The organism is Bacillus sp. JZ39, assembly GCF_053903145.1.
Genome location: NZ_CP096389.1, coordinates 3,588,683 through 3,614,326, shown reverse-complemented (window position 1 = coordinate 3,614,326; position 25,644 = coordinate 3,588,683). Strand labels below are relative to the sequence as shown.

The following is a 25,644-nucleotide window of genomic DNA, read 5'->3' as shown; positions in this document are numbered from 1 at the left end:
ACATTGGGGGAAGATAGGGTGCTGCGGCAATTTTTTTCATATTATAAACCATATAAAACGTTGTTCTTTCTCGACTTTTTCTCAGCGATCGCGGGAGGTTTAATGGAGCTGAGTTTTCCTTTGATCGTCAATTATTTTATTGATACCTTGCTGCCGGGCAGGGACTGGGGGCTGATCATCGCGACCTCAATCGGGTTATTTGCGGTGTACGCGCTCAGCTCGGCTCTTCAGTATATCGTGACCTACTGGGGACACATGCTTGGTATCAATATTGAGACTGATATGAGAAAGTCGCTTTTTGACCATTTGCAAAAGCTCTCGTTCAAATTTTACGACAACAACAAGACGGGAACGCTGATGTCGAAGCTCACGAACGATTTAATGTATATCGGTGAAGTCGCTCATCACGGACCGGAAGACTTATTCATTGCGGTCATGACCATTCTCGGGGCGTTCGGAGTGATGCTGTTTATTAACTGGCAGCTTGCTTTATTAACGTTTATCATTATGCCGATCGTCATTTGGCTAGCGCTTTATTTCAACAAAAGAATGACCAAAGCATTTACCACGCTGAACAAGGATATCGGAGACTTCAGCGCGCGTGTAGAAAATAACATCGGCGGTATCCGGCTTGTGCAGGCGTTCGGAAATGAAGCATTTGAAAAAGAACGCTTCGCCGTCAACAACCAGCGTTTCCGTGCCACAAAGCTTTCTTCCTACAAAATCATGGCGAAAAACGGGTCAATCAGCTATATGCTGACTCGGTTTGTCACGCTGTTTGTTCTTTTGTGCGGGACGTGGTTTGTCATTCGCGGCTCCTTATCGTACGGGGAATTTGTGGCGTTTGTGCTCCTGACGAATGTGCTGTTCAGGCCTATTGACAAAATTAATGCCATTATCGAAATGTATCCGAGGGGGATCGCGGGTTTCAAAAGCTATATGGAGCTCATGGAGACAGAGCCGGACATTCAGGATTCACCTGATGCGAGAGATGTTTCCGGCCTGAAGGGCAATATCCGCTATAAACATGTTTCGTTTGGCTATGATGACCATCACAATGTCCTCAATGACATCAACCTATCCATTCAAGCGGGGGAAACGGTGGCGTTCGTCGGTCCGTCAGGTGCGGGGAAATCAACGCTTTGCAGTCTGCTTCCGCGTTTTTATGAAGCATCGGAGGGCGACATTACGATTGACGGCATCAGTATAAAAGACATGACGCTTTCTTCGTTGCGCGGGCAGATTGGCGTCGTGCAGCAGGACGTTTTCTTATTCTCGGGCACGCTTAGAGAAAATATCGCCTACGGCCGATTAGGCGCATCAGAAGAAGACATTTGGCAAGCTGTGAAGCAGGCGCATCTGGAAGAGCTCGTCCATAACATGCCCGATGGGTTGGATACTATGATTGGCGAACGCGGCGTGAAGCTTTCCGGCGGGCAAAAACAGCGTCTGTCAATTGCAAGGATGTTCTTGAAAAATCCGTCGATCTTGATTCTCGACGAAGCCACCTCAGCTCTTGATACAGAGACGGAAGCGGCGATCCAAAAGGCCCTTCAAGAGTTGTCTGAGGGGCGCACGACGCTTGTCATCGCCCACAGGCTGGCAACGATCAAAGACGCGGACAGAATTGTAGTCGTCACAAACAACGGTATTGAAGAACAAGGCCGTCATCAAGACCTGATCGAAGCCGGAGGCCTATACAGCAGGCTGCATCAAGCGCAATTCGGGCAAATGGTGCATCGATAGGAGGAGAACATGGAAAGAAAAACTGTGCTGTACATTGCTGTTTCATTGGACGGGATGATCGCAAAAGAAGATGGAAGCATCGATTGGCTGGATGAATTTGAAGGTGAAGGTGACAACGGCTACAGTGATTTTTATCAGACTGTTGATACAGTCATTCTAGGGCGGAGCACATATGAGCACGTTAAAGTGCTAACACCGGTTTTCCCGTATCAGGATAAAACCTGCTATGTTTTTACAGGATCGCCCGACAGTTATCAAGATGAACATGTGACGTTTATCAATGAGGGAGCCAGAGCCTTCACTGCCCGTTTGAAACAGGAAAAAGGCTCAAACATCTGGATAGCTGGCGGGGCAGAGCTTGTGAATGACTTTATGAAAGAAGATGCCATCGACGAATTCATCATCACTGTTATTCCCGTCGTTTTAGGAAGCGGCATCCCGCTGTTTCACGAACTAACAAATGAAACAAAACTGCGGTTAAAAGGGACAAAACAATTTGGACAAGCGGTTCAGCTCCATTATGTAAGAGCATAAGAAAAAGGATAGACAGATGTCTATCCTTTTTTGTATGTAAGTTAGAGCGCTTCTCTCTCAGCAGGCTCGATGAGATTTTGGAATTTTTCAATGAGCTGTGATGCTTTTGTTCCTTCAACTACGATCAGATATTCCTTTTCATTATGAGCCATGCGGAATGTTTCAAGCTCAATTAAGCTTTTGATTTTGCACATCGTTTTCTTTGAATAAATATAAACCTCGTGGCTTCCGGAATGGCACATTTTATAAAGATGAATCAAATTTCTTAAAGTAAAGGCCTGTGCGGCTACTTTCAGAGACTTGATATTTTTCATGATCTTTCTCCTCCATCGATTGTTGTCTTATATAGCCTAAGTTCCCAAAGCTGACAAGTCGTAAACCTATTTTTGCACATTTATGATTTCCATTGCAGCGCACCGCCCCCGAGGCGTTTGACACCACGGATGGAGCTTAATTCATCCATCAAACGGAGAAGCGCCTTGTCTTTCTGCTTTGCTTCAATCATGAAATCAATATTCGTTCCCCATTGCCTAAAGCGTTCCAACAGCGGCAGCAAAAAGTTGGCGTCAACATAATCGGCATGGCTGCGTATCGCTTGTTCCGATTTTGGGGAAGACAAGTGAACCTTTGGCTGAAGGCCGATCCGCTCCCACGTTTTGATCATGCGGGGCAGTGCTACATTCAGGTCGGCGTGATCGTCTGGATTGGCGTAAAAATGATGAAAGTCAAAGACAAACGGAACATCCTCCTGCTCACAGACCTGAAGCGTTTCTTCCGTTGTATATGTTTTATCATCATTTTCAAGTGTCATCCGCTCTTTGATCTCCTGCGGCAGCTGTTTTATATTTTGATGAAATTGTGCAGTGGCGGTGTCTTTATTTCCGTAAGCGCCGCCAATATGAATGTTGATAACGGAGCGATCAGCAATGCCCATGGCTTCAAGCATGCGGTAGTGATACGCCATATCGGTTACCGCATTTTTTGTGAGGGATTCCTTCGGGCTCGTAAACAGAGTGAATTGATTTGGATGAAAGCTTGTTCGCAGTTGATGGGTTTTAACAAGCTCTCCAATCTCCCGAAACTCTTTTTGAAACGGTGTTACAAAATCCCACATCACGTCGGGATGCGTAGCCAGCGGCACAATCGAACTGGAAAAACGGTACAAAGGGATGCCGTGTCCGATGATATAGTGAAGGGTTCTCATCGTATTGCGCAAATTGGCTTTTGTCACAGTCAGAAGCGCTTCTTTTCTTTCAGTCTTTGAAAGCTTTGAATAACGCGCGAATGTCAATGTTTTAGCGGGAGACGCATCCCAAAGGCTCATCGCATTTGAAACGAACCCGAATCTGAAAATCATAGGAACTCTCCTTTATAAGAAATAAGATAATGCCCTGCCGAGCCATTCCGCCGGGCGCTGCCTGAATGTGCGCTTGCTGAAATCCTCCATCGTCAGCCGCTCCGACTTTTTCATATCCTCCTCAATCGTGGCATAGACTTCACTTGTAAACGCTTCGTCATCAATTTCGACATTCACCTCTTCATTTAAAAACATGCTTCGTTTATCGAAGTTGGCTGTTCCGATTATGCTGAGGTGGTCGTCTATGATGAGGGCTTTTACATGATAAAACCCTTGATAATAACGATAAATAAGACAGCCGGCATCCAAGAGCTCCGAATAATACGTAAAAGCCGCTTCTCGTACCAGCGGATGGTCTGATTTCATCGGTACAATGATTCTCACGGATACGCCGTTTTTTCTTGCGTTAATGAGGGCCTCTTGAAGCGGCTTTGATGGAATGTAATAAGGCGTGCAAACCGTAAGGCGATTCTTCGCTTGGGCAATATTGGCCAAGTATTTGTTTTCAAGGGAATAACCGTCGGTCGCATATATCTTGTGAGAAATAGTCCCTTGCTGAAGCTTTGGCCAAACATCCGAACCCAGTTGGATTCCGGTATTTCGTTTTAGATCAGAAGCAAAAAGCGTTTGAAGATCATGTACGCCTTCTCCCATCATGCGCAGATGATAATCCTCCCAATTGCCGAACTTCGCCTTCTTTCCAAGATATTCTTCGGCGATATTAAACCCGCCGATATAACCAATTTTTCCGTCTATCACTGTAATCTTCCGGTGATTCCGTTTTTGCATGTGAAAAAAGAAAAAAGGAAAACGGGGACGATTCATCACATGGACATGGACGCCGGCATTTTTCATCGTCTGCAGCGCCGTTTTTTTAATTGCCCGGCAACCAGCCCAATCCAGAAGTAAATAAACGGAGACGCCAGCTTGGGCTTTTGTTTTCAGCAAGGTATACATATTGTGGCTGACCTCATCATTTTTCATAATAAAAAACATCATGTGAACAGAAGAGGCGGACTGGCGAATATCATTCATCATCCGCTCAACGAGATCAGCGCCGCAGTGGATCAATTCGATGTCACTCTTCTTTTTTGAAAAAACAGGCTCGTACGCCTTTTTTCTGTATCCGGCACGGCCCATGAAGATATCAAGCAGAATCAAGGCAAAGAAAATAACGACAATGATCATAATCACGATAAATACCTTCATACCGGCACTCCTTTCCGTAGTAAAGGTAGTGTGCCCGAACAGCAGGAATTTAATTATTGACTGAACACTCATTCATTATTTATCATAAAGATAATCTTATACAGATTCGGGGGTAGGGGATCGCGGTCTTTATCAGTAAAAAGGGGGAATTGGAATGAGCGGCTTTCTCATCGCAAATGCATTATTATTTCTGATTGTAACCGCTTACGCTGTCTATTTGTTTGTGTACTTGGTCAAAACGAGACTGGCCTACATCAAGCTCGGCCAGAAAGAACAATTTGATCAACGGTTCAAGGAACGGCTTCACGCCATTTGGGTGAATGTATTCGGGCAGAAAAAACTGCTCAAGGACAAGAAAAGCGGAGTCATTCACGTCATGTTTTTCTACGGATTTATATTGGTTCAGTTTGGAGCTATTGACTTTATCATCAAAGGACTGGCTCCCGATCGGAATCTGCCGCTTGGCCCTGTCTATCCCGCCTTCACCTTTTTTCAGGAAATTGTTACGTTTCTCATTTTAATTGCTGTTGGGTGGGCATTCTACAGACGTTATATCGAAAAGCTCGTGAGGCTGAAACGCGGTTTCAAAGCCGGACTCGTTCTCATTTTTATCGGAGGATTAATGCTGACCGTTCTGCTTGGGAACGGGATGAATCTGATTTGGCATGAGCATGGGCTTTCTTGGAGCGAGCCAATTGCCTCAGGTATTGCGTTTATGCTTAGCGGTGTCGGGAAAACAGGCGCGGCGGTGATTTTCTATATCGCTTGGTGGATCCATCTTCTGTTCTTGCTTAGCTTTTTAGTGTACGTGCCTCAGTCGAAGCATGCCCATTTAATCGCCGGCCCGGCAAACGTCTTTTTCAATCGGATGGAATCTGCCGGAAAACTTGAAAAAATTGATTTTACCGACGAAACGAAAGAAAGCTACGGAGCGGGAAAAATTGAGGATTTCAGACAGTCTCAGCTGCTTGATCTGTACGCGTGTGTCGAGTGCGGCCGCTGTACCAATATGTGTCCTGCAACAGGCACCGGAAAAATGCTTTCTCCGATGGACTTGATTTTGCGTCTCAGAGACCATCTCACGGAAAAAGGCGCTGCCGTCACCTCGCGCTCCCCATGGGTGCCCGCAGCAGCGTTTCGGCATACGAGAGGCAATCAGCTGGCTGCTTCGTCAGCGGGCAGCGGATCGCAGGAAGCCGCAGCGGCGCTTGATTACAATCCAAGCTTGATCGGCGACGTCATCACAGAGGAAGAAATTTGGGCATGCACCACTTGCCGAAACTGTGAGGATCAATGCCCGGTCATGAATGAGCACGTGGATAAAATCATCGATCTCCGCCGCTACCTCGTACTGACAGAAGGAAAAATGGACAGTGACGCCCAGCGCGCAATGACAAGTATTGAGCGGCAGGGGAATCCGTGGGGACTCAACCGCAAGGAACGTGAAAATTGGCGTGACGAGGCGCCGGATGCTGAGATTCCGACTGTAAAAGAAATGAAAAAAGAAGGAAAAGAATTTGAGTACCTTTTCTGGGTAGGCTCCATGGGGTCTTACGACAACAGAAGCCAGAAAATCGCAATTTCCTTTGCCAAGCTGCTCAATCACGCGGGCGTGTCCTTCGCGATCCTCGGCAATAAAGAAAAAAATTCAGGAGACACGCCGCGCCGCCTCGGAAATGAATTTTTGTTCCAAGAGCTGGTTGAGAAGAATATTTCTGAATTTGAAAAAAATGATGTCAAAAAAATCGTTACGATCGATCCCCATGCATACAATTTATTTAAAAACGAATATCCGGATTTCGGATTTGAAGGCGAGGTTTATCATCATACAGAAGTGCTGGCCGAGCTTGTGAAAAACGGAAAATTAAGACCGCAGCACCCGCTTCATGAGACGATTACCTTCCATGATTCGTGCTATTTGGGCCGGTACAATGAAGTCTATGATCCGCCGAGAGAGATTTTGAAAGCCATTCCGGGCGTGCAGCTTGTTGAAATGGAGAGAAACCGGGAAACCGGCATGTGCTGCGGAGCTGGCGGGGGATTAATGTGGATGGAGGAAGAAACAGGAAACAGGATTAACGTCGCCAGGACAGAGCAAGCGCTCGCAGTCAATCCATCGGTGATCAGTTCTGGCTGTCCGTATTGTCTCACAATGCTTGGGGACGGCACAAAGGCGAAGGAAGCCGAAGACCAAGTCAAAACGTACGACGTCGTCGAGCTTCTGGCTCAATCCGTTTTAGGCGCTGATCTGAAAATGGGGGAGAAGCAATGAATTTTTCATTATCAGAAGAACATGAGATGATACGAAAATTGGTGCGCGATTTTGCGAAGCATGAGGTGGCCCCGACAGCAGCAGAACGAGACGAACAAGAACGCTTCGATCGCGAGCTGTTTCGGGAAATGGCAAATCTGGGGCTGACGGGAATTCCGTGGCCTGAAGATTACGGCGGAATCGGAAGTGACTATTTAGCCTATGTCATCGCGGTGGAGGAGCTGTCAAAAGTGTGCGCCTCCACCGGTGTGACGCTTTCCGCCCATATCTCTCTTTGCAGCTGGCCGCTGTTTGCCTTTGGGACAGAGGAACAGAAGACAGAGTACTTAACACAGCTGGCCCTCGGAGAGAAAATCGGCGCATTCGCTTTGACCGAAGCAGGGTCTGGCTCTGACGCCGGCAGCATGAAAACAACTGCTGAACGAATCGGCGATGACTATGTGTTAAATGGTTCCAAAGTGTTTATCACAAACGGCGGCGTTGCTGATATTTACATTGTTTTTGCCGTCACCGATCCCGAGAAAAAGAAAAAAGGTATTACCGCTTTTATAGTAGAAAAGGATTTTGAAGGATTTTTTACAGGCAAGAAAGAAAAGAAGCTGGGCATCCGTTCTTCACCGACAACGGAAATCATGTTCGAAGATTGTGTAGTGCCCGCATCAAAGCGTCTCGGAGAAGAGGGAGAAGGCTTCAAAATCGCGATGAAGACGCTTGACGGAGGCAGAAACGGCATAGCTGCACAAGCCGTAGGCATCGCCCAAGGAGCGCTTGATGCGGCGCTTCAATATGCAAAAGAGCGAAAGCAATTCGGAAAATCGATCGCCGAGCAGCAGGGCATCGCTTTTAAACTCGCGGATATGGCGACAATGATAGAAGCTTCAAGGCTATTGACCTATCAGGCTGCGTGGTTAGAATCATCGGGCCTTCCATATGGAAAAGCTTCCGCCATGTCCAAACTGATGGCTGGGGATACGGCGATGAAGGTAACGACCGAAGCCGTGCAGATTTTCGGCGGCTACGGCTATACAAAAGATTATCCGGTAGAACGCTATATGCGTGATGCAAAAATCACGCAAATCTATGAAGGCACTCAAGAAATTCAAAGACTGGTCATCTCCAGAATGCTCGCGGATTAACGGAAAACATCTCTCAGTCGGATCACTCTTGTAAAATTATTTAAATTAACGCTGTTAAGGGTAGCATATTCTGTTTTATTTTGTTTATAATGAGAGGTATGGTTTGTATAAGAACGATACAAAATCGCTTTCATTATTGATAAAACAGATACATATAAGTAATAGAAAGGGAGTGTCCGACCTTGGGTATCAAACAATATTCACAGGAAGAGCTAAAGGAAATGGCTTTAGTTGAAATCGCTCACGAATTATTTGAAGAACATAAAAAACCAGTTCCTTTTCAGGAGCTTTTAAATGAAATCGCATCTTTGCTCGGCGTGAAAAAAGAAGAGCTTGGAGACCGCATCGCTCAATTTTATACAGATTTAAACATTGACGGCCGCTTCCTGGCGCTTTCTGACCAGACGTGGGGGCTTCGCAGCTGGTATCCGTATGATCAGCTTGATGAAGAAACTCAGCCGACAGTCAAGGCGAAAAAGAAAAAAGCGAAGAAAGCAGTCGAAGAAGATCTTGATCTTGACGAGTTTGAAGAGATCGACGAAGACGACCTTGATTTGGATGAAGTTGAGGAAGAACTCGATCTTGAAGCTGACGATTTTGACGATGAAGATCTTGATGAAGACGACGATGATCTTGAGATCGAAGAAGATATTATTGATGAAGATGATGAAGACTATGATGATGAAGAAGAGGAAATTAAATAGTATCAGATTTCATCTTCAAAACGATCTTGACTTTCATAGTCGAACTATGTAGTATGTATTTTGGGCTCTTCAAAAACGAAGAGAGAACATAGTACGTTATGCTCCCTTTCAAGAAATTGAAAGGGAGCTTTCTTATTTTCACCCCTCATTTTTCTTATAAATCATTTAAAAGGCTAAATGATTTTTTATAAAATAGTACATTTTAAAAATGTAGCTAAGAGCGAAGAGAGGAGCAAACGAAATGACGAAATATATTTTTGTAACCGGGGGAGTTGTATCCTCACTTGGAAAGGGTATTGTAGCAGCTTCATTAGGGCGTTTGCTGAAAAACCGCGGACTGAACGTGACGATTCAGAAATTCGATCCATACATCAACGTTGACCCGGGAACAATGAGCCCGTACCAGCACGGTGAAGTATTCGTAACGGATGACGGCGCTGAAACAGACTTGGACCTTGGTCACTATGAGCGTTTTATCGACATTAACCTGAATAAATTCAGCAACGTGACAACAGGTAAAATCTATTCAACAGTTCTTAAAAAAGAACGCCGCGGAGATTACCTTGGCGGAACCGTACAGGTCATTCCGCACATCACAAACGAATTGAAAGACCGTGTTTACCGCGCAGGGAAAGAGACAAACGCAGATGTTGTCATTACAGAAATCGGCGGTACTGTCGGAGACATCGAATCACTGCCATTCCTTGAAGCGATCCGCCAAATGAAGAGCGACATCGGCCGTGAAAACGTAATGTACATCCACTGTACGCTCGTACCTTACATTAAAGCTGCTGGCGAATTAAAAACAAAACCGACACAGCACAGCGTAAAAGAATTGCGCAGCTTGGGCATTCAGCCAAACATCATCGTCGTTCGTACAGAAATGCCGATTTCTCAAGATATGAAAGATAAAATCGCGCTTTTCTGCGATATCGATACAAAAGCGGTTATTGAATGTGAAGATGCGGACAACCTTTACTCCATTCCGCTGGAGCTTCAAAAACAAGGGCTTGATAAGCTTGTTTGCGAGCACATGAAATTGGCATGCAAAGAAGCGGAAATGTCCGAATGGAAAGAGCTTGTTAACAAAGTCAGCAACCTGTCTCAAACGATTACAATCGGCCTTGTCGGCAAATACGTTGAGCTTCCTGACGCATACATTTCTGTTGTCGAGTCTCTCCGCCATGCGGGCTATGCGTTTGACACAGATGTAAAAGTGAAATGGATCAACGCGGAAGAAGTGACAGAAAACAATATCGCAGAACTCACAAGCGGAACAGACGGCATCATTGTGCCGGGCGGATTCGGAGACCGCGGTGTTGAAGGCAAAATCGTCGCGACAAAATACGCGCGCGAAAACAACATTCCGTTCTTGGGCATTTGCTTGGGCATGCAGGTGGCGTCTATTGAATACGCACGAAACGTATTGGGCTTAAAAGGCGCTCACTCAGCGGAAATTGATCCGTCAACTCAATACCCGATCATTGATCTTCTTCCTGAACAAAAGGATGTGGAGGATCTTGGGGGAACGCTTCGTCTCGGCCTTTACCCTTGTAAGCTTGAAGAAGGCACGAAAGCCTTTGAAGTGTATCAGGATGAAGTGGTGTACGAGCGCCACCGCCACCGCTATGAGTTTAACAATGAATTCAGACAGCAAATGGAAGAGCAAGGCTTCGTATTCTCAGGCACAAGCCCTGATGGACGCCTTGTTGAAATCATCGAGCTGAAAGACCACCCTTGGTTCGTAGCTTCTCAGTTCCACCCAGAGTTCAAGTCAAGACCGACAAGACCTCAGCCTCTATTCAAAGGCTTTATCGGAGCGTCTGTCGAAGCTGCAAATCAGAAGTAATAAAAAAGACTTGCCGTTTGTCAAAAGCGGGCAAGTCTTTTTTATTTGTTTCCGGCAAGTTCCAGCATGTACAATAAGATATTATGCATACTCTTGCAGAATTTCTTTTAGTGTAAACGATAAAGCGTGATAGACATACAGTGCTGTCATTAAAGAGGGAAACCCGTAACGGGTGCCGTCTTCATCCGGAACAAGCGGCATTTTTAATTTAGAATCAATATGCACATCACAATACTGTTCTATTCCCGCACTGTCTTTGGCTGCGGGCGATACGCATACGACTCCCGCACCTTTTTCATAAAGCTCTTTTGCGAGCGCCTGTTCTTCGGCTGTGCCCGTCCCTGAGCAAAACATCAGCACCCTGTCGCTTTCTGTCACTTCCTCAGCGCTTTCTGGAAAGGCTTTGACAGATGGGAAGGGTTCTTTGCTTTCAGTGGCCTCAAAAAAGACGCCCTGCAGCTCATTTGCTCCGTATAAATAAATGGAATGCCCGCTGATCACCGCTTGAGCAAGCAGCCGCGCCCCATCTTCAATCGCGTCAGATTCCTTATCCTGAATGCGGGAAAAAATACCTGTTAACTGCGTCGTGAATATTTTCAACATAAGTGAATCCTCCTTTATAACGTACAATATCAGTATACAACAAAAGAGAAAATGCTCAGAAAATGTCGTAAAGTAGACTATTATAATTAAAGGAAATAGGAAAATCAAACAGAATACATACAATACTGCTTACTTTTGACGAAAATCATAATATTGGGGTGTAAAATGATGAATGAAAAAATTTTAATCGTTGATGATCAATACGGCATTCGTATTTTGCTAAATGAAGTGTTCAATAAAGAAGGCTACCAGACGTTTCAGGCTGCGAACGGCCTGCAGGCGCTTGACATTGTGACAAAAGAACGGCCCGACCTTGTGCTTTTGGACATGAAAATTCCCGGCATGGACGGAATCGAAATCTTAAAACGGATGAAGGTCATTGACGAAAACATCCGGGTCATTATCATGACGGCATACGGAGAGCTCGACATGATCCAGGAATCGAAGGAATTGGGCGCTCTGACGCACTTTGCCAAGCCGTTTGACATCGACGAAATCAGAGACGCCGTCAAAAAATATCTGCCCCTGAAGTCTAACTGACAAAAAGAAGAAACAAATGAATCATGTCATTATGTTGCCGATTTGTCGAAAAGTTGGTATCCTAGTTATGGAGAAAAAGCGATCTGAGTATTTACATATGACAGCAATATATGGGTCATGCTAGGGTGGAAAGCTTTTTTCGCTAGAAGACAATCAGGCTACATAAGGAGGACATTCGACATGCCTTTAGTTTCTATGACGGAAATGTTGAATACAGCTAAAGAAAAAGGGTACGCTGTAGGACAATTTAACTTAAACAACCTTGAGTTTACTCAAGCGATTTTACAAGCAGCTGAAGAAGAAAAATCTCCAGTGATCCTTGGTGTTTCCGAAGGTGCGGGACGCTACATGGGCGGCTTCAAAACAGTCGTTGCTATGGTAAAAGCACTTATGGAAGAGTACAAAGTGACAGTTCCTGTTGCGATTCACTTAGACCATGGTTCAAGCTTTGAATCTTGTGCGAAAGCGATTCATGCAGGTTTCACATCTGTAATGATCGACGCTTCTCACCATCCATTTGAAGAAAACGTAGCAACAACTGCTAAAGTTGTTGAGCTTGCTCATTTCCACGGAGTATCTGTAGAAGCTGAGCTTGGAACAGTAGGCGGACAAGAAGATGACGTTATCGCTGAAGGCGTAATCTACGCTGATCCTAAAGAGTGCCAAGAGCTTGTTGAGCGCACTGGCATCGACTGCCTTGCACCTGCATTAGGTTCTGTTCACGGCCCTTACAAAGGTGAGCCAAACCTTGGCTTCAAAGAAATGGAAGAGATCGGAAAATCAACTGGTCTTCCGCTAGTTCTTCACGGCGGTACTGGAATTCCGACTGCTGACATCAAAAAATCAATTTCACTTGGTACAGCTAAAATCAACGTGAATACTGAAAACCAAATTTCTTCTGCAAAAGCTGTTCGCGAAACATTGGCAGCTAAGCCTGACGAGTACGATCCACGTAAATACCTTGGACCAGCTCGTGAAGCGATCAAAGAAACAGTTATCGGTAAAATGCGTGAATTTGGTTCTTCAAACCAAGCTTAATTCAATTGGAACTTTTTATAGCCGCCTGACAGCTTGACAGGCGGTTTTCCGTCTATCTTTAGAAAGCGCAATCATATTCGCAGTTCAGAAAATTTCTTAATCAGGGAGGCTTTTTGAAAATGTTATTCTTTGTTGATACAGCCAATATCGATGAAATTAGAGAAGCGAATGAATTAGGAATTCTCGCCGGTGTAACGACGAATCCTAGTTTAGTAGCAAAGGAAGCTAACGTATCATTCCACGACCGTCTTCGCGAGATCACAGACGTCGTGAAAGGGTCTGTAAGCGCAGAGGTTATTTCTTTGAAAGCTGAGGAAATGATCGAGGAAGGAAAAGAACTGGCGAAGATCGCTCCGAACATTACGGTGAAAATCCCAATGACGTCTGACGGTTTAAAAGCGGTAAGAGCACTTACTGACTTAGGCATCAAAACAAACGTTACATTGATCTTCAATGCCAACCAGGCGCTTCTTGCTGCCAGAGCGGGGGCAACATATGTATCTCCATTCCTGGGACGTTTAGATGACATCGGCCACAACGGGCTTGACCTGATTTCAGAAGTTAAACAGATTTTTGACATTCACGGCCTTGACACGCAAATCATTGCAGCGTCAATCCGCCATCCGCAGCACGTGACGGAAGCTGCTCTTAGAGGGGCTCATATCGGCACAATGCCGCTGAAAGTCATTCATGCGCTCACTAAACACCCGTTAACAGACAAAGGAATCGAACAATTCCTGGCAGACTGGAACAAATAATGAAAGGGGCGGCAAACAGCTTTATGCCTGTTTGCCGCGGCCTTTGTATTTCACCGACCTGATACAGCGGATCTTCAGATGCTGACGCCGCTTTACAGAGAAGGAATCATTGGGCTGCAGAAGCTGATATTGGAATGAAGGGTATGCGTACTGCTTTTGCCGGATGACGACGATGTCTCTCGAGCCGGCGGGTCTCTGTGCATCTTTTGAAACCTGTACCCCCCCAAAGCTTCGCTATTTTCTTCCTGATATTTTACAATGTGTTGTATTCTTTCTCTTCGAATTGGCTAGATTTTGGACATGAGCTTTATTTGCAGAGACAGAATAAAATGACATTTTATTTAGCTCCGCAGCTATCTTCTTATGGAAGGAGACTATCATGGAAAAGTTGAATATTGCCGGCGGTGACTCGTTAAACGGTACAGTACATATCAGCGGCGCTAAAAACAGCGCTGTTGCGTTAATACCCGCAACCATTTTGGCAAATTCCGAGGTGACAATTGAAGGGCTTCCAGAGATTTCAGATATTGAAACGCTGCGTGACCTGTTAAAGGAAATCGGCGGCAACGTGCATTTTGAGAATGGGGAAATGGTTGTTGACCCTACGTCGATGATCAGCATGCCGCTTCCTAACGGGAAAGTAAAAAAGCTTCGCGCGTCATATTATTTAATGGGGGCGATGCTCGGCCGCTTCAAGCAGGCGGTCATTGGATTGCCTGGCGGCTGTCACTTAGGGCCCCGTCCGATTGATCAGCATATCAAAGGCTTTGAAGCACTCGGAGCTGAAGTAACCAATGAACAAGGCGCCATTTATTTGCGAGCTGAAAGGCTGAGAGGCGCAAGGATTTATTTAGATGTCGTAAGCGTTGGGGCAACGATTAACATTATGCTCGCCGCTGTTTTGGCAGAAGGGAAAACGATCATCGAAAACGCTGCCAAGGAGCCTGAGATCATTGACGTCGCGACATTGCTTACCAGCATGGGCGCCAAAATCAAAGGTGCGGGTACCAATGTGATTCGAATCGACGGCGTGAAGGAACTGCACGGCTGCAAGCATACGATCATTCCGGACAGAATTGAAGCCGGGACATTTATGATTGCAGGGGCTGCAATGGGCAAGGAAGTCATTATCGATAACGTCATCCCCACTCATCTTGAGTCGTTAACGGCAAAGCTGAGAGAAATGGGCTATCATATCGAAACAAGCGACGACCAGCTCCTCATTGTCGGCGGGCAGAAGAACTTAAAGCCGGTTGACGTCAAAACCCTCGTATACCCGGGGTTTCCGACTGATTTACAGCAGCCGATGACGGCGCTCCTGACAAGGGCGAAAGGGACGAGTGTCGTCACAGACACCATCTATTCGGCAAGATTCAAGCACATTGATGAGCTGAGACGAATGGGTGCCAATATGAAAGTAGAAGGCAGATCTGCCATCATCACAGGTCCTGTCGAGCTTCAAGGCGCAAAAGTGAAGGCGAGTGATCTGCGTGCCGGAGCCTGCTTGGTGGTAGCCGGACTAATGGCTGATGGCGTCACGGAAATTACGGGACTGGAGCATATTGACCGCGGATACAGCAGCCTTGAGAAGAAGCTTGAGGGGCTTGGAGCGACAATTTGGCGTGAAAGAATGACTGACGAAGAAATAGAACAGCTTCAAAATTCATAATGGTTTCTTGTGAGAGGAGATCGTGTTGAAATGGAAAGAAGTTTATCAATGGAATTGGTACGTGTAACCGAGGCTGCGGCATTGGCATCAGCAAGATGGATGGGCCGGGGAAAAAAAGATGAGGCTGATGAAGCAGCAACAAGTGCAATGAGAGACGTTTTTGATACAGTGCCGATGAAAGGGACCGTTGTAATCGGTGAAGGGGAAATGGACGAAGCGCCGATGCTGTATATCGGGGAAAAACTCGGAAACGGGTACGGCCCTCGCGTTGATGTCGCAGTTGACCCTCTTGAAGGCACAAACATCTTAGCAAGCGGCGGCTGGAACGCGCTGACGGTGATCGCGGTCGCAGACCATGGCACGCTTCTGAATGCTCCTGACATGTATATGCAAAAAATTGCAGTCGGTCCGGAAGCGGTGGGCTGCATTGACATCGAAGCACCTGTCATTGACAACCTTAAAGCGGTGGCAAAAGCGAAAAACAAGGACGTTGAGGACGTCGTTGCCACAATTTTAAACCGTGAAAGACACGAAAAAATCATTTCCGAGCTTCGTGAGGCCGGCGCCAGAATCAAATTGATCAATGACGGCGATGTCGCAGGCGCCATCAACACGGCTTTCGACCACACGGGCGTTGATATCCTGTTCGGATCAGGCGGCGCTCCCGAGGGTGTGCTTTCCGCTGTTGCGCTAAAAGCACTCGGCGGAGAAATCATTGGTAAACTTCTTCCGCAAAGCGAAGAAGAAATCACTCGCTGTCACAAAATGGGCCTTGATTTAAGCAAAGTCCTTCGCATGGAAGACCTTGTGAAGGGTGATGACGCGATTTTTGCAGCTACAGGGGTTACTGACGGCGAGCTGTTAAAAGGAGTTCAATTCAAAGGCTCTGTCGGTACAACTGAAAGCTTAGTTATCCGTGCAAAATCAGGCACTGTTCGTTTCGTTGACGGCAGACACAGCTTGAAAAAGAAACCAAATCTTGTAATCCGTCCATAACAAACAGAAAAAGCGGGTGTGAGCCCGCTTTAACTTTTGCAGAAAAGCGTCAACTCTATCAATTCCGTGTCAAAACCTTATTTCAGTTGAATAATTTTTTGAAATAAGGTAAAAATAAAGAGTGCTGCGAATTTTACTGCGTAATACCTTCTTTTAAGCACTAGGAAAGTTTCAATTTCTACCGCATACAGACGATATAAGTATTGATCTTCTCATGTTTTTGTCCTCGCTTCCTTCAAAACTCATTAAGACAATCCTTTTAACAAAAGCGCCGATCATGGGTGGAAGTGTTACCGATAGAAGTTCCTTTATGTTAAAAAAAGAATGTGCTTTGGCGGATGTTGTGCAAAAGCAGCAGATGACATGTTCAGAGTAAGATATTGACTATGAAAAGCGTGGTGTTTTTATGAAAGACGTATCTATTTCCTCTTTGGAAAATATGAAATTGAAAGAGCTTTATGAACTTGCAAGACATTATAAAATCTCCTATTACAGCAAACTGACAAAAAAAGAACTCATTTTCGCCATTCTGAAAGCGAATGCAGAACAAGAAGATCTGCTGTTTATGGAAGGCGTTCTTGAGATCATCCAGTCTGAAGGTTTCGGCTTCCTGAGACCGATCAACTACTCTCCAAGCTCAGAAGACATTTACATCTCAGCTTCACAAATCCGCCGTTTCGATTTGCGGAACGGAGACAAAGTATCAGGCAAGGTTCGCCCGCCAAAAGAAAATGAGCGCTACTATGGACTTTTGCACGTTGAAGCAGTAAATGGGGATGATCCCGAATCTGCAAAAGAGCGTGTGCATTTCCCGGCTCTTACGCCACTTTATCCGGATCGTCAAATGGTGCTTGAAACAAAGCCGAACTTCTTGTCTACAAGAATTATGGACATGATGGCGCCGGTTGGATTTGGACAGCGCGGATTGATTGTTGCGCCGCCGAAAGCCGGAAAAACGATGCTGCTGAAGGAAATTGCCAACAGCATTACAGCGAACCAGCCTGAAGCAGAGCTGATCGTGCTTTTAATTGACGAAAGACCTGAGGAAGTAACCGATATCGAGCGCTCTGTAGCTGGGGATGTCGTCAGCTCAACGTTTGATGAAGTGCCGGAAAACCATATCAAAGTGGCCGAGCTTGTGCTTGAACGTGCGATGCGTCTCGTGGAACACAAAAAAGACGTCATTATCCTGATGGACAGTATCACACGGCTTGCCCGCGCCTACAACTTAGTGATTCCGCCAAGCGGAAGAACGCTTTCCGGGGGGATTGACCCAGCGGCGTTCCACCGTCCGAAACGCTTCTTCGGGGCTGCGAGAAATATCGAAGAGGGCGGCAGCTTAACCATCCTTGCTACGGCTCTGGTCGATACAGGTTCACGTATGGATGATGTCATTTATGAAGAATTCAAGGGAACAGGCAACATGGAGCTCCATCTTGACCGCTCTCTTGCCGAGCGCCGCATCTTCCCTGCCATCGATATCCGCCGTTCAGGAACGCGCAAAGAAGAGCTGCTTGTGCCTAAAGAGCATCTTGATCGTTTATGGTCTATCCGCAAAACGATGTCTGATTCACCTGATTTCGCAGAAAAGTTCATGAGAAAAATGAAAAAAACCAAAACAAACCAGGAATTTTTCGATATTCTCAATCAAGAATGGAAACAGGCAAATCTATCATCTGCTAGAAGGTAAATTGTATTTGCAAAAGAAGTAAATCACTGATATAATTTTCTCATATGCGTTTCGGACAAATGCTCCGAAATAATAACTCTGTTTCCACACGGGATTCAGGGCGGAAGGAGATGGATACAATGAAAGCAGGAATTCATCCTAATTTCAAAAAAGCAACAGTTAAATGCGCTTGCGGAAATGAATTTGAAACAGGCTCAGTAAAAGAAGAGGTACGCGTTGAGATTTGCTCTGAATGCCACCCATTCTACACTGGCCGTCAAAAATTCGCTTCTGCTGATGGTCGTGTTGATCGCTTTAACAAAAAATACGGTCTTAAGTAATAATAGATTTCTCAACAGGCAAGCAGCAGTCTTGCCTGTTTTTTATATTGTCTAAAACACAGCTGGCAGAGAGAGGGGAGCGAAGCCTATGTACATAATGAAACAAAGCGGGTGGCTTGAGCTGATTTGCGGCAGCATGTTCTCGGGGAAATCTGAAGAGCTGATCAGAAGAGTGAAGAGAGCGACTTACGCCAAGCAGGAAGTCAGGGTATTTAAGCCTGTAATTGATAACCGATACAGCGAAGCTGCTGTTGTCTCCCATAATGGAACATCGATGACGAGCTATGCCATTTCGTCTGCTGCGGACATTTGGGATCACATCAGTGAAAGTACAGATGTGGTTGCGGTTGATGAAGTGCAGTTTTTTGATCAGGAAATTGTTGAGGTTTTATCATCTCTTGCCGATAAAGGCTACCGTGTGATAGCAGCAGGCCTTGATATGGATTTTAGGGGAGAGCCGTTCGGTGTCGTCCCGAATATCATGGCGATTGCGGAAAGTGTGACAAAGCTGCAAGCCGTCTGTTCTGTTTGCGGATCACCGGCGAGCAGAACACAGCGCCTCATTGACGGCAAACCTGCTTCTTACGATGATCCGGTCATTTTGGTTGGTGCATCTGAATCATATGAAGCAAGATGCAGACATCATCACGAAGTCCCAGGAAAATCTAAAAAATAGTCCAAAACATGGGTATAAAGATAGAATGCACCGGCTAAAAACACCGGTGTTTTTTTTATATTCTGATAATATTCAATTAAAAAATTTAAATAAGTATATTAAAAAATTAAGTAATTTTCTTCCCTTGAATTTTGATTTTGACAGGCATACAATAGCTTACGTAATGTAAATAGTTTTGAGACATTGTTCGAATAATTGTCACAAAGTCGCATAAAGATCATGATCGGTCATATTTTAGATGGGTTATTACTTAACTTGGTTAACTATTTCAAGAAAGAAGGAGATTTGCTTGAATAACATAAAAAAAACGAAAGAAGGCCACTTAGAAACAACTCTTAGAGGAAAAGAAGTTTTATCTATTCCTACTTTAAATAAAGGCGTTGCTTTTTCACTAGAAGAAAGACAAGAACTCGGCTTAGAAGGGCTTCTGCCGCCAACTGTACTTTCTCTTGATCAACAAGCACAACGCGCGTACGAGCAATTCCAAGCGCAGCCTGACCGCCTTCGTCAAAATGTTTACTTAAGTGATCTTGCAAACCGTAACGAAGTTCTTTTCTATAAATTGCTGAAAAACCATCTTCGCGAAATGCTTCCTGTTGTGTACACGCCAACAGTTGGTGAAGCGATTCAGGAATACAGCCATGAATATAGAAGACCTCAAGGAATCTACTTGTCAATCGACAACATTGACGGTATTGAAAAAGCGTTTGAAAACCTTCATGCGACAGCAGGCGATATTGATCTTATCGTTGCTACTGACTCCGAAAGCATTCTCGGTATCGGTGACTGGGGTGTAGGCGGTATTAATATCGCAATCGGTAAATTGGCTGTTTATACTGCTGCAGCTGGTATTGACCCTAGCCGTGTTATCCCGGTTGTGCTTGATGTCGGTACGAATAACGAAAAACTTCTAAACGATCCTTTATATATTGGTAACAAGCATGAACGTGTTCAAGGTGAACGCTACGAAGCTTTCATTGACGCTTATGTAAAAGCTGCATTGAAATTCTTCCCTAAAGCGCTTCTTCACTGGGAAGACCTTGGCAACAAAAATGCACGCAACATCATGAAAAAATACAATCATGAAATCCTGACATTTAATGATGATATTCAAGGTACTGGCGCGATTACACTTGCAGGTGTGCTTGCTGCTATGAAGAAAACCGGCGCTTCTATTAAAGATCAGCGTGTTGTTATCTTCGGTGCTGGTTCTGCTGGTATCGGTATTGCTGACCAAATCCGTGACACAATGGTGCTAGCCGGATTATCTGAAGAAGAAGCTAACAAACGTTTCTACACACTTGATTACAGAGGCTTGCTGACTGAAGACATCGAAGGCATCCTTGATTTCCAAAAACCTTACCTTCGCAATGCGGATGAAGTGAAAGACTGGAAGCGCGATGAAAAAGGTCAAATTCCATTCGATGAAGTGGTTCGTCAAGCGAAACCAACAATCTTGATTGGTACTTCAGGGGTTTCAGGTGCATTCACAGAGGAAATTGTAAAAGAAATGGCATCTCACGTAGACCGTCCGGTTATCATGCCGATGTCTAACCCGACTCACCTTGCTGAAGCTGTTCCTGAAGATCTGTTCAAATGGACTGACGGAAAAGTGCTTATTGCAACAGGAAGCCCATTTGACAATGTAGAATACAACGGTGTTTCTTATGAAATCGGACAATCTAACAACGCATTCGCGTTCCCTGGTCTTGGACTTGGTTCAATTGTAGCTGAAGCGCGTATCATTACACCTGCTATGTTTGCTGCAACTGCTGATGCGATTGCTGAAATGGTTGATCTTGAAACACCTGGAGCAGGATTGCTTCCAAGCATTGATAAGCTTCAAGAGGTTTCTATCCAAGTTGCGATTGCCGTTGCTGAAGCAGCAATTAAAGACGGCGTGGCAAATCGTCAGCCTGAAGATGTGAAACAAGCGGTACTTGATGCAATGTGGACACCTGAATACAAAAAAGTCATCGCGAAATAATTAGCGAGTAAATTTTTCTGTCCGAGGGAAAGCTTTTTGTAAAGCTAAAGTATACGGACATAGGATTTGGAGGAGAATATTTTGAGCATCTTAGATATCTTAATCCTCCTGGCGCCGATCTTCTTTGTTATCGTGCTGGGTTGGTTTGCAGGACATTTTGGAAGTTATGATGCCAAGTCGGCAAAAGGGGTAAGTACGTTAGTAACGAAATACGCACTTCCAGCTCACTTTATCGCTGGTATTTTGACAACTTCCAGAAGTGAATTTTTATCACAAGTACCTTTAATGATTTCTTTAATTATTGGGATTGTTGGTTTCTATATCATCATTCTTTTGGTTTGCAGATTTATTTTCAAGTATGATTTAACGAACTCATCTGTATTTTCTTTGAACTCTGCACAGCCGACATTCGCATTTATGGGTATCCCGGTATTGGGAAGCTTATTCGGAGCGAATGAAGTTGCGATTCCGATCGCGGTCACAGGTATCGTGGTTAACGCGATTCTTGATCCGCTCGCGATCATTATCGCTACTGTTGGTGAGTCTTCTAAGAAAAACGAAGAGAGTGGCGACAGCTTCTGGAAGATGACAGGAAAATCAATCCTGCATGGTCTTTGTGAGCCGCTTGCAGCTGCTCCGTTAATCAGTATGATCTTAGTGCTGGTTTTCAATTTCACTCTTCCTGAGCTGGGTGTTAAAATGCTTGATCAGCTTGGAAGCACAACATCTGGTGTTGCTCTCTTTGCTGTCGGTGTTACCGTTGGTATTCGTAAAATTAAACTCAGTATGCCGGCTATCGGTATTGCGTTACTAAAAGTTGCGGTTCAGCCTGCATTAATGTTCTTGATTGCTCTTGCTATCGGACTTCCGGCTGACCAAACAACAAAAGCAATCCTTCTTGTTGCATTCCCTGGTTCTGCCGTTGCAGCCATGATTGCGACTCGTTTCGAGAAACAAGAAGAAGAAACTGCAACTGCGTTTGTGGTCAGTGCGATTCTGTCATTGATTTCACTTCCAATCATTATCGCGCTTACTGCGTAACAAAAAAAGCTCCCTTTACGGGAGCTTTTTGCTTTAGGTTTGAAATTTGAACAGTGACAGCAGCGGTTTTTTTCTCGTTTTGGTTTTTTCAGAAGCAGCAGCAGTCTCGGGGATCGGCTGAGCGGTGAATTCTTTCATTTGTGAGGTCAGTGATTGCAGATCTGCAAGAATATCATCGATTTCTCTGCGGTGCTGAAGCAGCTGGTAAGATACACCTTCATCGGCTTTTTGTTTCAGCTGGCGTTCCAGTTCCGACATTCTTGCCATCAATTCACTTTCGTCCTGCCTTTGCTGTAAAAGGGTGTCCAGCTTTTGTTCAAGCTGCTCGATTCTTCGTTCTGTGTCGCTATTTGTTTTTTGGACAAGGAAGCCTGTGCGCTTTTTAGCGCTTTTCGGCAGATGAATATCCTGAATCGCCGTGCCTTCAGAGATTTGTTTTTGAACGGATTTTAGAACCTTCACGTCTTCTGCCGTGAACGAATAGTGTCCGAGCTCATTGCGTTCGGCCGGAAGATTCAGCTGCTTCACCCACCGCTGCACCGTTTTTGCGGAGACGCCGAGTTCACTTGCTACCATATTTGTATTCATGATCCCATACCTCCTTTTAAGCTAGGTATTCGACCATAGAATGAGGTTCCCTTCCCGTTAGACAAAACAAGAAAAGATTCGGCAAAGAAAGTGGGTATCTCCTTTTTTTCTTCAAAAACTGTTATTGTTCATACAGTTCTAATGGAAGCTGGTCAGGATCAAAAAAGAAGGTGAAACGTTTGCCGGTCAGCGGGTCTGTTCTGATTGGCTCTGTTTCGATTCCTTTTTCATGAAGCTCCTGAACCGCCTTATCCAAGCTGCTGACTGTAAAGGCGAGGTGGCGCAGGCCTGCGGCTTCAGGCCGGGTTTGTCGTTCGGGCGGATCGGGAAACGAGAACAGCTCAATGACATACGAGCCGTTAAGCGACAAATCAAGCTTATAGGAGCCGCGCTCTTCGCGGTACGTTTCTTGAATCACCTGAAAACCAAGCTTATGTACGTAGAAAGCTTTCGACTTTTCGTAATCTGAACATATGATTGCAATATGATGTATGGATTTCAGCAACATCATCCCTCCTCGAATTCCAGTATAGCAGAGGGGGCTTTTCCAGCTGGGATTGAAATGCTTTTGACTGGGGTTAATCACTATACTATAATGAGAATGTTACGCACAGGAAAACAGAGGTGAAGACCGTGTTAGACCGTTTAAAATCAATTGAAGAACGATACGAGAAATTAAATGAGCTTTTGAGCGATCCAGAAGTAGTCAACGATCCGAAAAAGCTGAGAGAATATTCAAAAGAGCAATCTGATATACAAGAAACAGTTGACGTATATAGACAATACAGAGATGCGTCAGAACAGCTGGCTGATGCAAAAGCGATGCTTGAAGAGAAGCTGGACGCTGAGATGCGCGACATGGTGAAGGAAGAGATTTCTGAACTTCAGAAGGAAACGGAAACACTGTCAGAACGGCTGAAAGTGCTCTTGATCCCGAAAGATCCTAATGATGACAAAAACGTTATTATGGAGATCCGCGGGGCTGCGGGAGGCGAGGAAGCCGCTTTATTCGCGGGCAACCTGTACAGAATGTATTCCCGTTATGCCGAGCTTCAGGGCTGGAAGACAGAGGTCATGGAAGCGAATGTAACCGGAACAGGCGGCTACAAAGAGATCATCTTTATGATTACGGGAAGCGGCGCGTATTCTAAACTCAAATATGAAAACGGCGCCCACCGCGTACAGCGTGTTCCGGAAACAGAATCAGGCGGACGCATCCATACATCCACTGCAACAGTAGCATGTCTTCCTGAGGCAGAAGAGGTAGAGGTTGACATCCATGAGAAGGATATCCGTGTCGATACGTTTGCTTCAAGCGGACCGGGCGGACAAAGCGTTAACACAACAATGTCTGCGGTTCGTCTGACTCACTTGCCGACAGGTGTAGTTGTATCATGCCAGGATGAAAAATCTCAAATTAAGAACAAAGAAAAAGCAATGAAGGTTCTCCGTGCCAGAATCTATGATAAATTTCAGCAGGAAGCCCAGGCTGAATATGATCAAACACGGAAATCAGCAGTCGGATCTGGTGACCGCTCTGAACGTATCCGCACATACAACTTCCCGCAAAACCGTGTGACGGATCACAGAATCGGTTTGACGATTCAAAAGCTTGATCAGATTCTTGAAGGAAAACTTGACGAAGTGGTTGAAGCGCTGATTGTTGAAGATCAGGCAAGCAAGCTTCAGCAGTCGGAAGGTTAAGATGAAGACGATATTCGAAGCCCTGAAATGGGCTTCTTCTTATTTAACCGAAGCGGGAAGAGAAGAAAATGCTGCCGAGCTCCTATTGCTTTATGATACCGGAATGGAGAGAAGCAAACTGCTCGCAAGCTTACAGGAACCGATTGGTGAAGACGAGCTGTATCGCTTTAAGCGTCACGTTGAGATGCATAAAGAGGGCGTGCCGGTTCAATACATTATAGGAAAAGAGTTTTTTTATGGACGGGAATTTATGGTGAATGATGATGTGCTGATCCCGCGGCCGGAAACTGAAGAAGTTGTCTTTCATTTGCTTGAAAAATATCGGAGTGTCTTTTCTGAAGACGGCAAGCTCGAAGTTGTTGACGTTGGTACAGGGAGCGGCGCAATAGCCGTCACGCTTGCGCTTGAAAACCAAAGCTTTTCTGTGTCGGCGGTCGATATTTCGAAAGAGGCGCTGCAAGTCGCCTCTGCCAATGCAGAAAAACTCGGAGCAAATGTGCGCTTTTATCAGGGCGATCTGCTTGAGCCTTTTATTAAGGCGGGAAAAAAAGCGGATATCATTGTCTCAAACCCGCCATATATATCAGAGGAAGAAATGGCTGATCTATCGGAAATTGTCCGTTTTCATGAGCCGCTGCACGCGCTCACCGATGGCGGAGACGGGCTGAAATTTTATAAGCGGTTTATGGAAGACATTCCGCTTGTCATGAAGGATAAAGTATTTGTCGTTTTTGAAATCGGCTGGAACCAGGGAGCGGCGGTCAAAGACCTGATCCTCAAGGCGTTTAAGGGAGCGGAAGTGGAAGTGCTGAAAGATATTAATGGAAAAGACAGAACCATATGCGCTCTGATTCATAAAAATAAATAAGCAGCTTGCTGGCGAGTGAATGGATCAAGCTGTTTAACACCAGCAAAGGGGATGTAAACATGAAAAAGGCCCTGACAGCAGGAATCCTGCTCATTGCGATTGAGAGCATGATTGGCACCATTTTTCCGCAGGCTCTTTCATATGAAGCGATTTTTGGCGTTGCGTCTCTCGTTTTAGTGGGGCTCGCGATCATTACATCGGGTTTGGCTGTAAGCGGAAGCGATCAGCGGGCAAACTACCATTCAGAAACCAAAGAAGGCCGTACATCTCGCATGAAAATGGCGGCCGCTTTCTTTGTTGCGGCGATACCTTCCATTCTATGTTATTTGCTGACGATTTTGTTTTAATAAAAAAGGAAG

Annotated in this window: 26 protein-coding genes; 20 read left to right on the top strand and 6 right to left on the bottom strand. The window is 45.3% G+C overall.

All coding sequences use genetic code 11. The features are described from left to right. Positions 1-18: 18 nt before the first annotated feature. Complete coding sequence (locus M1D65_RS18530; protein WP_064671467.1) at positions 19-1,746, top strand: ABC transporter ATP-binding protein; 1,728 nt, start codon at positions 19-21, stop codon at positions 1,744-1,746. 9 nt (positions 1,747-1,755) lie between these two features. Beyond that, a complete protein-coding gene (locus tag M1D65_RS18525) occupies positions 1,756-2,280 on the top strand; it encodes a dihydrofolate reductase family protein (RefSeq protein ID WP_003227595.1) in 525 nt (174 codons plus the stop codon). A gap of 41 nt (positions 2,281-2,321) precedes the next feature. Here M1D65_RS18525 and M1D65_RS18520 read toward each other — a convergent pair whose 3' ends face one another. The 3 genes from M1D65_RS18520 to cls form a co-directional block, all read right to left on the bottom strand. Next, the gene (locus M1D65_RS18520) at positions 2,322-2,594 is read right to left on the bottom strand and encodes a hypothetical protein (RefSeq protein ID WP_003227597.1); all 273 of its coding nucleotides are present in this window, start codon (positions 2,592-2,594) and stop codon (positions 2,322-2,324) included. A gap of 80 nt (positions 2,595-2,674) precedes the next feature. Beyond that, on the bottom strand, positions 2,675-3,637 hold the full coding sequence (uvsE, locus tag M1D65_RS18515; RefSeq protein WP_064671468.1) for a UV DNA damage repair endonuclease UvsE: 963 nt from the start codon (positions 3,635-3,637) through the stop codon (positions 2,675-2,677). 12 nt (positions 3,638-3,649) lie between these two features. Continuing rightward, positions 3,650-4,846, bottom strand: a complete 1,197-nt coding sequence (gene cls, locus M1D65_RS18510; RefSeq protein WP_456270678.1) for a cardiolipin synthase — start codon at positions 4,844-4,846, stop codon at positions 3,650-3,652. Positions 4,847-5,000: 154 nt separating this feature from the next. Between cls and M1D65_RS18505 the strand changes: the two genes are divergently transcribed. The 4 genes from M1D65_RS18505 to pyrG all read left to right on the top strand — a co-directional run bounded on the left by M1D65_RS18505 (position 5,001) and on the right by pyrG (position 10,807). After that, positions 5,001-7,118 carry a heterodisulfide reductase-related iron-sulfur binding cluster gene (locus tag M1D65_RS18505; protein ID WP_456270677.1) on the top strand — a complete coding sequence of 706 codons (2,118 nt, stop codon included), beginning with the start codon at positions 5,001-5,003 and terminating at the stop codon, positions 7,116-7,118. Continuing rightward, positions 7,115-8,254 carry an acyl-CoA dehydrogenase AcdA gene (acdA, locus tag M1D65_RS18500; RefSeq protein WP_014478272.1) on the top strand — a complete coding sequence of 380 codons (1,140 nt, stop codon included), beginning with the start codon at positions 7,115-7,117 and terminating at the stop codon, positions 8,252-8,254. The genes M1D65_RS18505 and acdA overlap by 4 nt, the downstream gene beginning before the upstream one ends. Before the next feature lie 182 nt (positions 8,255-8,436). After that, positions 8,437-8,958, top strand: coding sequence for a DNA-directed RNA polymerase subunit delta (gene rpoE, locus M1D65_RS18495; RefSeq protein ID WP_003227609.1), 522 nt, complete (start codon positions 8,437-8,439; stop codon positions 8,956-8,958). Between the two features lie 241 nt (positions 8,959-9,199). Then, on the top strand, positions 9,200-10,807 hold the full coding sequence (pyrG, locus tag M1D65_RS18490; RefSeq protein WP_003227612.1) for a glutamine hydrolyzing CTP synthase: 1,608 nt from the start codon (positions 9,200-9,202) through the stop codon (positions 10,805-10,807). 81 nt (positions 10,808-10,888) lie between these two features. On the opposite strand, the gene M1D65_RS18485 is transcribed toward pyrG, so the two are convergent. Continuing rightward, positions 10,889-11,410 carry a DUF2529 domain-containing protein gene (locus tag M1D65_RS18485; RefSeq protein ID WP_014481199.1) on the bottom strand — a complete coding sequence of 174 codons (522 nt, stop codon included), beginning with the start codon at positions 11,408-11,410 and terminating at the stop codon, positions 10,889-10,891. Between the two features lie 165 nt (positions 11,411-11,575). Between M1D65_RS18485 and spo0F the strand changes: the two genes are divergently transcribed. The 11 genes from spo0F to M1D65_RS18430 all read left to right on the top strand — a co-directional run bounded on the left by spo0F (position 11,576) and on the right by M1D65_RS18430 (position 22,125). Further along, entirely contained in the window at positions 11,576-11,950 is a 375-nt protein-coding gene (gene spo0F / locus M1D65_RS18480; RefSeq protein ID WP_003227621.1) for a sporulation initiation phosphotransferase Spo0F, read from the top strand. Positions 11,951-12,130: 180 nt separating this feature from the next. Beyond that, positions 12,131-12,988 carry a class II fructose-bisphosphate aldolase gene (locus M1D65_RS18475; protein ID WP_003243339.1) on the top strand — a complete coding sequence of 286 codons (858 nt, stop codon included), beginning with the start codon at positions 12,131-12,133 and terminating at the stop codon, positions 12,986-12,988. A 119-nt stretch (positions 12,989-13,107) separates the two neighbouring features. Next, a complete protein-coding gene (gene fsa / locus M1D65_RS18470) occupies positions 13,108-13,746 on the top strand; it encodes a fructose-6-phosphate aldolase (RefSeq protein WP_003227626.1) in 639 nt (212 codons plus the stop codon). Between the two features lie 379 nt (positions 13,747-14,125). Beyond that, on the top strand, positions 14,126-15,415 hold the full coding sequence (locus M1D65_RS18465) for a UDP-N-acetylglucosamine 1-carboxyvinyltransferase (protein WP_003227628.1): 1,290 nt from the start codon (positions 14,126-14,128) through the stop codon (positions 15,413-15,415). Between the two features lie 30 nt (positions 15,416-15,445). Then, the gene (glpX, locus tag M1D65_RS18460) at positions 15,446-16,411 is read left to right on the top strand and encodes a class II fructose-bisphosphatase (protein ID WP_014481197.1); all 966 of its coding nucleotides are present in this window, start codon (positions 15,446-15,448) and stop codon (positions 16,409-16,411) included. A 214-nt stretch (positions 16,412-16,625) separates the two neighbouring features. After that, positions 16,626-16,787, top strand: coding sequence for a hypothetical protein (locus M1D65_RS18455; RefSeq protein ID WP_003227632.1), 162 nt, complete (start codon positions 16,626-16,628; stop codon positions 16,785-16,787). Positions 16,788-16,817: 30 nt separating this feature from the next. Further along, positions 16,818-18,101 (top strand): transcription termination factor Rho, encoded by a 1,284-nt coding sequence (gene rho, locus M1D65_RS18450; RefSeq protein WP_003221939.1) that lies wholly within the window; start codon positions 16,818-16,820, stop codon positions 18,099-18,101. A gap of 119 nt (positions 18,102-18,220) precedes the next feature. Beyond that, a complete protein-coding gene (gene rpmE / locus M1D65_RS18445; RefSeq protein WP_003151132.1) occupies positions 18,221-18,421 on the top strand; it encodes a 50S ribosomal protein L31 in 201 nt (66 codons plus the stop codon). A gap of 88 nt (positions 18,422-18,509) precedes the next feature. Next, on the top strand, positions 18,510-19,097 hold the full coding sequence (locus tag M1D65_RS18440) for a thymidine kinase (RefSeq protein WP_024572668.1): 588 nt from the start codon (positions 18,510-18,512) through the stop codon (positions 19,095-19,097). Positions 19,098-19,386: 289 nt separating this feature from the next. After that, positions 19,387-21,084 carry an oxaloacetate-decarboxylating malate dehydrogenase gene (gene malS, locus M1D65_RS18435; protein WP_003244309.1) on the top strand — a complete coding sequence of 566 codons (1,698 nt, stop codon included), beginning with the start codon at positions 19,387-19,389 and terminating at the stop codon, positions 21,082-21,084. A gap of 81 nt (positions 21,085-21,165) precedes the next feature. Beyond that, positions 21,166-22,125 carry an AEC family transporter gene (locus tag M1D65_RS18430; RefSeq protein WP_003242497.1) on the top strand — a complete coding sequence of 320 codons (960 nt, stop codon included), beginning with the start codon at positions 21,166-21,168 and terminating at the stop codon, positions 22,123-22,125. Positions 22,126-22,158: 33 nt separating this feature from the next. Here M1D65_RS18430 and racA read toward each other — a convergent pair whose 3' ends face one another. Then, positions 22,159-22,713 (bottom strand): chromosome-anchoring protein RacA, encoded by a 555-nt coding sequence (gene racA, locus M1D65_RS18425; protein WP_021480817.1) that lies wholly within the window; start codon positions 22,711-22,713, stop codon positions 22,159-22,161. Between the two features lie 121 nt (positions 22,714-22,834). Then, entirely contained in the window at positions 22,835-23,221 is a 387-nt protein-coding gene (gene gloA2, locus M1D65_RS18420) for an SMU1112c/YaeR family gloxylase I-like metalloprotein (protein ID WP_021480816.1), read from the bottom strand. A 125-nt stretch (positions 23,222-23,346) separates the two neighbouring features. On the opposite strand from gloA2, the gene prfA reads away from it, so the two are divergent. The 3 genes from prfA to M1D65_RS18405 are packed head-to-tail and all read left to right on the top strand — an operon-like array spanning position 23,347 to position 25,632. Then, positions 23,347-24,417: a peptide chain release factor 1 gene (gene prfA, locus M1D65_RS18415; RefSeq protein ID WP_003227645.1), complete on the top strand. Its 1,071-nt coding sequence runs from the start codon at positions 23,347-23,349 to the stop codon at positions 24,415-24,417. A gap of 1 nt (position 24,418) precedes the next feature. Beyond that, a complete protein-coding gene (gene prmC, locus M1D65_RS18410) occupies positions 24,419-25,285 on the top strand; it encodes a peptide chain release factor N(5)-glutamine methyltransferase (protein WP_021480814.1) in 867 nt (288 codons plus the stop codon). A 59-nt stretch (positions 25,286-25,344) separates the two neighbouring features. Further along, positions 25,345-25,632, top strand: a complete 288-nt coding sequence (locus M1D65_RS18405; protein WP_003244050.1) for a DUF5316 family protein — start codon at positions 25,345-25,347, stop codon at positions 25,630-25,632. Positions 25,633-25,644 lie beyond the last annotated feature (12 nt).

What these genes read in the sequence shown, in the direction of transcription:
- M1D65_RS18525 (WP_003227595.1), top strand. Translation starts at nt 1,756, where the DNA reads ATGGAAAGAAAAACTGTGCTGTACATTGCTGTTTCATTGGACGGGATG.
- M1D65_RS18520 (WP_003227597.1), bottom strand. Translation starts at nt 2,594, where the DNA reads ATGAAAAATATCAAGTCTCTGAAAGTAGCCGCACAGGCCTTTACTTTA.
- uvsE (WP_064671468.1), bottom strand. Translation starts at nt 3,637, where the DNA reads ATGATTTTCAGATTCGGGTTCGTTTCAAATGCGATGAGCCTTTGGGAT.
- cls (WP_456270678.1), bottom strand. Translation starts at nt 4,846, where the DNA reads ATGAAGGTATTTATCGTGATTATGATCATTGTCGTTATTTTCTTTGCC.
- M1D65_RS18505 (WP_456270677.1), top strand. Translation starts at nt 5,001, where the DNA reads ATGAGCGGCTTTCTCATCGCAAATGCATTATTATTTCTGATTGTAACC.
- acdA (WP_014478272.1), top strand. Translation starts at nt 7,115, where the DNA reads ATGAATTTTTCATTATCAGAAGAACATGAGATGATACGAAAATTGGTG.
- pyrG (WP_003227612.1), top strand. Translation starts at nt 9,200, where the DNA reads ATGACGAAATATATTTTTGTAACCGGGGGAGTTGTATCCTCACTTGGA.
- M1D65_RS18485 (WP_014481199.1), bottom strand. Translation starts at nt 11,410, where the DNA reads ATGTTGAAAATATTCACGACGCAGTTAACAGGTATTTTTTCCCGCATT.
- spo0F (WP_003227621.1), top strand. Translation starts at nt 11,576, where the DNA reads ATGATGAATGAAAAAATTTTAATCGTTGATGATCAATACGGCATTCGT.
- M1D65_RS18475 (WP_003243339.1), top strand. Translation starts at nt 12,131, where the DNA reads ATGCCTTTAGTTTCTATGACGGAAATGTTGAATACAGCTAAAGAAAAA.
- fsa (WP_003227626.1), top strand. Translation starts at nt 13,108, where the DNA reads ATGTTATTCTTTGTTGATACAGCCAATATCGATGAAATTAGAGAAGCG.
- M1D65_RS18465 (WP_003227628.1), top strand. Translation starts at nt 14,126, where the DNA reads ATGGAAAAGTTGAATATTGCCGGCGGTGACTCGTTAAACGGTACAGTA.
- glpX (WP_014481197.1), top strand. Translation starts at nt 15,446, where the DNA reads ATGGAAAGAAGTTTATCAATGGAATTGGTACGTGTAACCGAGGCTGCG.
- M1D65_RS18455 (WP_003227632.1), top strand. Translation starts at nt 16,626, where the DNA reads ATGTTTTTGTCCTCGCTTCCTTCAAAACTCATTAAGACAATCCTTTTA.
- rho (WP_003221939.1), top strand. Translation starts at nt 16,818, where the DNA reads ATGAAAGACGTATCTATTTCCTCTTTGGAAAATATGAAATTGAAAGAG.
- rpmE (WP_003151132.1), top strand. Translation starts at nt 18,221, where the DNA reads ATGAAAGCAGGAATTCATCCTAATTTCAAAAAAGCAACAGTTAAATGC.
- M1D65_RS18440 (WP_024572668.1), top strand. Translation starts at nt 18,510, where the DNA reads ATGTACATAATGAAACAAAGCGGGTGGCTTGAGCTGATTTGCGGCAGC.
- racA (WP_021480817.1), bottom strand. Translation starts at nt 22,713, where the DNA reads ATGAATACAAATATGGTAGCAAGTGAACTCGGCGTCTCCGCAAAAACG.
- gloA2 (WP_021480816.1), bottom strand. Translation starts at nt 23,221, where the DNA reads ATGTTGCTGAAATCCATACATCATATTGCAATCATATGTTCAGATTAC.
- prmC (WP_021480814.1), top strand. Translation starts at nt 24,419, where the DNA reads ATGAAGACGATATTCGAAGCCCTGAAATGGGCTTCTTCTTATTTAACC.
- M1D65_RS18405 (WP_003244050.1), top strand. Translation starts at nt 25,345, where the DNA reads ATGAAAAAGGCCCTGACAGCAGGAATCCTGCTCATTGCGATTGAGAGC.